General features: G+C 71.0%; 7 protein-coding genes. 5 read left to right on the top strand and 2 right to left on the bottom strand.

All coding sequences use genetic code 11. From position 1 onward, the window contains the following. The 4 genes from aspS to WD341_RS02920 form a co-directional block, all read left to right on the top strand. Positions 1–1,129: aspartate--tRNA ligase (aspS, locus tag WD341_RS02935; protein WP_368423921.1), on the top strand; the 1,129-nt coding region annotated here is incomplete at its 5' end. A 125-nt stretch (positions 1,130–1,254) separates the two neighbouring features. Beyond that, positions 1,255–1,659 (top strand): hypothetical protein, encoded by a 405-nt coding sequence (locus WD341_RS02930; RefSeq protein ID WP_368423920.1) that lies wholly within the window; start codon positions 1,255–1,257, stop codon positions 1,657–1,659. Positions 1,660–1,837: 178 nt separating this feature from the next. After that, positions 1,838–2,887 (top strand): agmatine/peptidylarginine deiminase, encoded by a 1,050-nt coding sequence (locus WD341_RS02925; protein ID WP_368423919.1) that lies wholly within the window; start codon positions 1,838–1,840, stop codon positions 2,885–2,887. 47 nt (positions 2,888–2,934) lie between these two features. Beyond that, complete coding sequence (locus tag WD341_RS02920; protein WP_368423918.1) at positions 2,935–3,714, top strand: ion channel; 780 nt, start codon at positions 2,935–2,937, stop codon at positions 3,712–3,714. Positions 3,715–3,722: 8 nt separating this feature from the next. Here the strand turns inward: WD341_RS02920 and WD341_RS02915 are convergent, their stop codons facing one another. Continuing rightward, a complete protein-coding gene (locus tag WD341_RS02915) occupies positions 3,723–4,208 on the bottom strand; it encodes a DUF6505 family protein (protein WP_368423917.1) in 486 nt (161 codons plus the stop codon). Positions 4,209–4,426: 218 nt separating this feature from the next. Beyond that, entirely contained in the window at positions 4,427–5,149 is a 723-nt protein-coding gene (locus tag WD341_RS02910; protein WP_368423916.1) for a GGDEF domain-containing protein, read from the bottom strand. 206 nt (positions 5,150–5,355) lie between these two features. Between WD341_RS02910 and WD341_RS02905 the strand changes: the two genes are divergently transcribed. Then, complete coding sequence (locus WD341_RS02905) at positions 5,356–6,489, top strand: acyl-CoA dehydrogenase family protein (protein ID WP_368423915.1); 1,134 nt, start codon at positions 5,356–5,358, stop codon at positions 6,487–6,489.

Genomic DNA, 6,489 nt, shown 5'->3' with positions numbered 1-6,489 from the left:
TCGCGACGAGGACGCGCGCGCCGACCGCTCGCCGGGCGAGTTCTACCAGCTCGACTTCGAGATGTCCTTCGTCACCCAGGACGACGTCTTCGCCGCGCTGGAGCCGGTCATGAGCGGCGTCTTCGAGGAGTTCGGCCGGGGCCGCTCGGTGACGCCGCCGCCCTTCCCGCGGATTCCCTTCGAGGAGGCGCTGCTGAGGTACGGCAGCGACAAGCCGGACCTGCGCAACCCGATCGAGATCGTCGACGTCACCGCCGACTTCGCCGGCGGCGGCTTCGGCATCTTCTCGCGCCTGATCGAGGAGGGCGCGGCGGTGCGCGCGATTCCGGCGCCCGGCGCCGCCAGGCAGGCGCGCAGCTGGTTCGACAAGCTGAACAGCTGGGCCCAGCAGGAGGGCAAGCCCGGCCTCGGCTACATCGTCTTCGGCGAGGACGGCGAGGCGCGCGGCCCGATCGCCAAGAACCTGGAGGCGGTGCGCGTCGCCCGGATCAAGGCGACCGCCGGCCTGGCGAACGGCGACGCGGTCTTCTTCTCCTGCGACAAGCCGCGGGCGGCAGCCGCCTTCGCCGGCCAGGTCCGCACCAAGCTGGGCCAGGAGCTCGACCTGCTCGAGAAGGACGCCTTCCGCTTCTGCTGGATCGTCGACTTCCCGATGTACGAGCGCGACGAGGAGACCGGCAGGATCGAGTTCTCGCACAACCCCTTCTCGATGCCGCAGGGCGGCATGGAGGCCCTGGAGACGATGGATCCGCTGGAGATCAAGGCCTTCCAGTACGACATCGTCTGCAACGGCGTCGAGCTCTCCTCGGGCGCGATCCGGAACCACCTGCCCGACGTCATGGTCAAGGCCTTCGAGATCGCCGGCTACGGCGCCGAGGAGGTCGAGGCGCGCTTCGCCGGACTGTTCAACGCGCTGCGCTACGGCGCGCCGCCGCACGGCGGCTCGGCGCCGGGCATCGACCGCATCGTCATGCTGCTGGCCGACGAGCCCAACATCCGCGAGATCATCGCCTTCCCGCTCAACCAGCGGGCCGAGGACCTGATGATGATGGCGCCCTCCGGGGTGCCGCCGGAGCGCCTGCGCGAGCTCTGCCTCAAGCTCGCCCTGCCGCCAGCCAAGAAGGGCTAATGGGCGCTCGCCTCGACACGTGCCGGCCCCCTTATCCGGCTTTTCCAAGAGCTTGCCTTAAGCTTTTGACAAGAAATCAGAGGCACGGTTAGAATCCTTTTGGAATTCGGGGGGATTCAACCGGCATGCGAACCATCCTGATGGCAGCTCCGCTGCTGCTGGCGCTCGGCGGCTGCGCGCTGCCGCCCGCGCTCTCCATCGCCTCGCTCGTCCTGGACGCCGGCAGCTACGCGGCCAGCGGCAAGTCGGTCGCCGACCATGGCATCTCGCTGATCGCCGAGCAGGACTGTGCGCTGCTCAACCTGGTCAGCGAGGGTGCGATCTGCCGCGAGACGCCGACCTACGACACGGCGATGGTGGCGGCGCTCGAGCCGCTGCCGGGAACCTCGCCCCTGCCGGCAGCCGACGGGGCGACCCAGGTGTCGGGGGAGCGCCGGGGCCTGCCGTTCCTGTCCGACGGCCTGCCGCGCAGCGCCACGGCCCTGCGGCCGGTGCCGCCGGCCACCACCCTTGTGGCCGAAAGCCCTTGATCGCGCCTCGCTCTCGCCCCTGATGCCAGCCGCCGCCGCGCAACCTTCCGGGGGCGCCGGCAGGGCGGCGTGGACAAGGCTCCCGCCCCTTGCCTAGAGTGCCGGGCCCCGGGACAGCGCACGGTTAATGCCGTGCCTGACGCCCGGAGCCGAGGGAAAGCACCGAGGGCGGATCTGTATGGCGAGACCTGTCGACGACGGTTTCTACATGCCGGCGGAATGGGCGCCGCATGCGCGCACCTGGATGGCATGGCCGGCGCGCGAGGAACTCTGGGGCGAGGGCATCGAGGAGGCGTGCGACGCCTATGCCGAGGTCGCCAAGGCGATCGCGCACTTCGAGCCGGTGACCATGATCTCCAACCCGGTCGCGGTCGCCGAGGTGTCGATCAAGTGCGGCGCCGGCGTTAGTGCGGTGCCGATGGAACACGACGACTCCTGGATCCGCGACAGCGGCCCGACCTACCTGGTGGACGGCAAGGGCGGCCTGGCGGCGGTCGACTGGACCTTCAACGCCTGGGGCGAGCGCTACCAGCCCTACGCCAAGGACGCCAAGCTGGCCCAGGCGATCCTCGAGCAGCACGAGGTCCGGCGCTACGCCACCGACCTGGTCACCGAGGGCGGCGCCCTCCACGTCGACGGCGAGGGCACCCTGCTGGCGGTGCGCGATACCCTGCTTAACGACAACCGCAATCCCGGCCGCAGCCTCGCGGAGATCGAGGAGATACTGCAGGCCCATACCGGTGCACGGAAGGTCGTCTGGCTGCCCGGCGGCCTGACCGGCGACGAGACCGACGGCCACGTCGACAACGTCGCCTGCTTCGTCGCGCCGGCCAAGGTGCTGGCGCTTTCGACCGACGACCCCGACGACGCCAACTACGAGGCGCTGCAGGCCAACCTGGAGGTCCTGCGCGGCGAGACCGACGCCGCTGGGCGGCCGCTCGAAGTCGTGGAGGTGAGGCAGCCCAAGGCCCGCTACCTGCCCGACGGCACGCGCATGGCGCTGTCCTACGTGAACTTCTACTTTACCAACGGCGGCATCGTGCTGCCGTCCTTCGAGGACTCCGCCGACGACCGCGCCTTCGACCTGTTCGAGACGCTCTTCCCGGACCGCAAGATCGTGCAGATCCCGGCGCTCGATATCATCCGCGGCGGCGGCGGCATCCACTGCATCACCCAGCAGCAGCCGGCGGTCGAGGCGCCGGCCCCGGAACGCGACGACGTACGCTGACGGGGAGCGGCTCGCGACACTAGGTGCGTGGGGGCAAGGAGCCGGACATGCTCGAGGGGCGCGTGAAGCGGGCGATCGCCGCGCTCTACAAGGGTGACGGCCGGGCCGCCGCGCGCTTCCGCTACGGCCTCCTGGCCTTCGACTTCTCGACCATCGCCTTCTTCATCGTCACCGCGCCGATGGAGCTGACGCCGGCGATCCTGGCCGCCGACATCGCGATCGGTTCGCTGATCCTGCTCGACTTCCTGCTGCGGCTCTGGATCGCCGAGCACAAGCGCCGGATGCTGCTGCGGCCCTATACCCTGGCCGACCTGCTGGTCATCGCCTCGCTGCTGCTGGCGCCGATCGTCGACCAGAACCTCACCTTCCTGCGGCTGCTGCGCGCGCTCCGGCTGCTGCACTCCTACGAGGTGCTGCGCGACCTGCGCCAGGGGGCGGGTTTCTTCCGGCGCCACGAGGACGTGATCGTGCGCTCGGTCAACCTGCTGGTCTTCGTCTTCATCGTGACCGGCGTCGTCTTCAGCTACGCCTTCGGCCGCAACGCCGACATCGACAGCTACGTCGCCGCGCTCTACTTCACCGTCTCGAGCCTGACCACGACCGGATTCGGCGACATCGTCCTGCACGGCACCGCCGGGCGGCTCCTGTCGGTCCTGATCATGGTCGTCGGCGTCGCACTGTTCATCCGCCTGGCCCAGGCGATGTTCGCGCCTGCGAAGGTGATCCATACCTGCCCCGACTGCGGTCTCGACCGCCACGAGCCGGACGCCGTGCACTGCAAGCACTGCGGGCGGACCCTGAAGATCACGACCCACGGCGAGCAGTAGCGATCAGGCTAGGCTTCGCCGTCCTCGACGATGCGCCAGATCGGCGCATGATCGGCCGCGCGCTCGGGCAGGACGACGCGGAAGCGCTCGACCAGCTCGCCGGCCTCGTCGAGGTCGCGCTCCAGCGACAGCAGGGTGTGCAGCTTGTGCTCGCAGAGGCCGCTCGCCTCCTCGAGCTCCAGGCGGGCGACCGGCAGGGCGGCACCCAGCGCCGGCGCGCCGTAGGCCTCGACGAAGTGGCGCGCGAGGCGCTCGACCGCGGCGAAGAAGTCCGCTTCCTCGACCTCGGCGACCTCGACCAGCGAGGCGCGGCCGAAGCTGTCCAGGCCGAGCCAGCCGTTGCGGAAGGCGAGCTGCTGCTTGCCGGCCAGCGCCGCCGGGTCGCGCCCGGCGAAGGCGAAGCCTCCCGGCACCGCCAGCTCGCCGGCCTCGGCGGCCGGCTCGAAGACGTAGACGTCCGACTGGTCGAGGCGGATCACGCGCGGCAGCTTCATGGTAGCAGTTTAGGCGAGGGCGGGCGGCGCGCAAGCGTCCGGCGGAGGGGCGCCTATGCTCCGCCTTTCGCTTCGCGCCGAGCTACGCGTGGTGCGGCCGCGCTACGTTCGACAGGGCTCACCACGAAGCGACGAAGAGGCCGGCACCGACCCTGGGGCAGGCTTCATGGTGAGCCTGTCGAACCATGATAGGCGCGGACCGGGCCGCGGGCGTGCCCTCAGTGGCCGACGATATCGGGGGCCTGGGGGCGCTTGCAGCGGTAGAGCTTGCGGTCGGCCAGGAAGAACAGGCGGTCGGGCCGGCTGTTCGGGCCGTAGGATTCCCAGCCGAAGGAGGCGGCGACCGGGATCTGCTTGCGGCCCCAGGGCACGAACAGGCCGTTGACCGCGGCCGAGAGCTTGGCCGCCAGGCGCTCGGCGCGCTCGACCGGGGTCTTGGGCATCAGCACGGCGAACTCGTCGCCGCCCAGCCGCGCCACCGCATCGTTGCGCCGGGTCGTGCGGCGCAGCAGCTCGGCGACGGCGCCGAGCACCGAGTCGCCGGCGAGATGGCCGTAGCTGTCGTTGGTCGCCTTGAAGTGGTCGAGGTCGCAGAGCAGCAGCAGCCCCTCCTCGCCGTGGCGCTCGCCGTCGGCCAGGGCGCGCCGCAGCATCTCCTGGAAGCCGCGACGGTTGAGCAGGCCGGTCAGCTCGTCGGTGATCGAGAGGTTCTCGAGCTGGCGGATGCGCCGGCTGCGCTCGACCAGGGCGCGCTCGGCCTCCTCGGCGGCGGCGAGCAGCTCCTCGGCGGCCTCGCGTGCCGCCGGGGCGGCCTGGTCGGCCATGCGCTGGGCGAGCCGGCGCAGCCGCAGGGCCGTGGCGTCGAGCTCGAAGCCGCGCGCGCCGGCGGGCTCGAGGCCGGGCTCGAAGGCGTGGAGGGGCATGGCGGCACCGTCGGGCAAGGTCGGTCTCCCGTTTTGTGTTCGCCTACCGGCTGCAAGGGCCGTGCCGCAGCCGGCGGGGCGCGGAAAACCGCGGTCCGCGCCCCCGGCCGGGCGCGGGCCGGCAGCCCTTGCCGACGGGCCGGCGGCAATTCCTGCCGGGCGCCTCGCTTGATTTGCCGTCGTCCCGGCACGATGCTCCCGGCAACGGCAGAAGGAACGCCCCCATGATCCTCTCCGAGGAGCAGAGCCTGATCCGCGATACCGCCCGCCAGCTCGCCCGCGACCGGCTGGCGCCGCTCGCCGCCGAGTGGGACCGCGAGGCGCGCTTTCCCAGGGAGGGCGTCGAGGGTCTCGCCGAGCTCGGCTTCCTCGGCATGCTGGTTCCCGAGGAGTGGGAGGGCGCCGGCACCGACTCCGTCTCCTACGCCCTGGCGCTGATCGAGGTTGCCGCCGGCGACGGCTCCTGCTCGACGATCATGTCGGTCCACAACTCGGTCGGCTGCATGCCGATCCTGGCCTACGGCTCGAGCGAGCAGAAGCAGCGCTTCCTGAAGCCGATGGCGCGCGGCGAGCAGATCGGCGCCTTCTGCCTGACCGAGCCGGGCGCCGGCTCCGATGCCTCGGCGATCAAGACGCGGGCGCGCAAGGACGGCAACAAGTGGATGCTCAGCGGCACCAAGCAGTTCATCACCTCCGGCGAGAACGCCGCCGTCGCCATCGTCTTCGCGGTGACCGACCCGGAGGCCGGGAAGAAGGGCATCTCGGCCTTCGTCGTGCCGACCGACACGCCCGGCTACAAGGTCGCGCGCAAGGAGCGCAAGCTCGGGCAGCGCGCCTCCGACACCTGCCAGATCGTCTTCGAGGAGCTGGAGCTGACGCCCGACCTGCTGCTCGGCGAGGAGGGGCAGGGCTACCGCATCGCGCTCTCGGGCCTGGAGGGCGGGCGCATCGGCATCGCCGCCCAGTCGGTGGGCATGGCCCGCTCGGCCTTCGAGCACGCCCTCGCCTATGCCAGGGAGCGCGAGGCCATGGGCCGGCGCATCGTCGAGCACCAGGCGGTCGGCTTCAAGCTCGCCGACTGCGCCACCAAGCTGCACGCGGCCGAGCTGATGACCCTCCACGCCGCCGCCCTGCGCGACGCCGGGCAGCCCTGCCTCAAGGAGGCCTCCATGGCCAAGCTGTTCGCCAGCGAGATCGCCGAGGAGGTCTGCTCGGCGGCGATCCAGGTGCACGGCGGCTACGGCTACCTGGAGGACTATCCCGTGGAGCGCATCTATCGCGACGTCCGGGTCTGCCAGATCTACGAGGGCACCAGCGAGATCCAGCGCCTGATCCTGGCGCGCCAGCTGGCGGCGTAG

This window comes from Tistlia sp. (assembly GCF_040905785.1).
Taxonomy (GTDB): domain Bacteria; phylum Pseudomonadota; class Alphaproteobacteria; order Kiloniellales; family DSM-21159; genus Tistlia.
The sequence above is the reverse complement of the archived record's forward strand: the minus strand, read 5'-3'. Positions and strand labels throughout refer to the sequence as shown.

What these genes read in the sequence shown, in the direction of transcription:
- WD341_RS02925 (WP_368423919.1), top strand. Translation starts at nt 1,838, where the DNA reads ATGGCGAGACCTGTCGACGACGGTTTCTACATGCCGGCGGAATGGGCG.
- WD341_RS02930 (WP_368423920.1), top strand. Translation starts at nt 1,255, where the DNA reads ATGCGAACCATCCTGATGGCAGCTCCGCTGCTGCTGGCGCTCGGCGGC.
- WD341_RS02905 (WP_368423915.1), top strand. Translation starts at nt 5,356, where the DNA reads ATGATCCTCTCCGAGGAGCAGAGCCTGATCCGCGATACCGCCCGCCAG.
- WD341_RS02920 (WP_368423918.1), top strand. Translation starts at nt 2,935, where the DNA reads ATGCTCGAGGGGCGCGTGAAGCGGGCGATCGCCGCGCTCTACAAGGGT.
- WD341_RS02915 (WP_368423917.1), bottom strand. Translation starts at nt 4,208, where the DNA reads ATGAAGCTGCCGCGCGTGATCCGCCTCGACCAGTCGGACGTCTACGTC.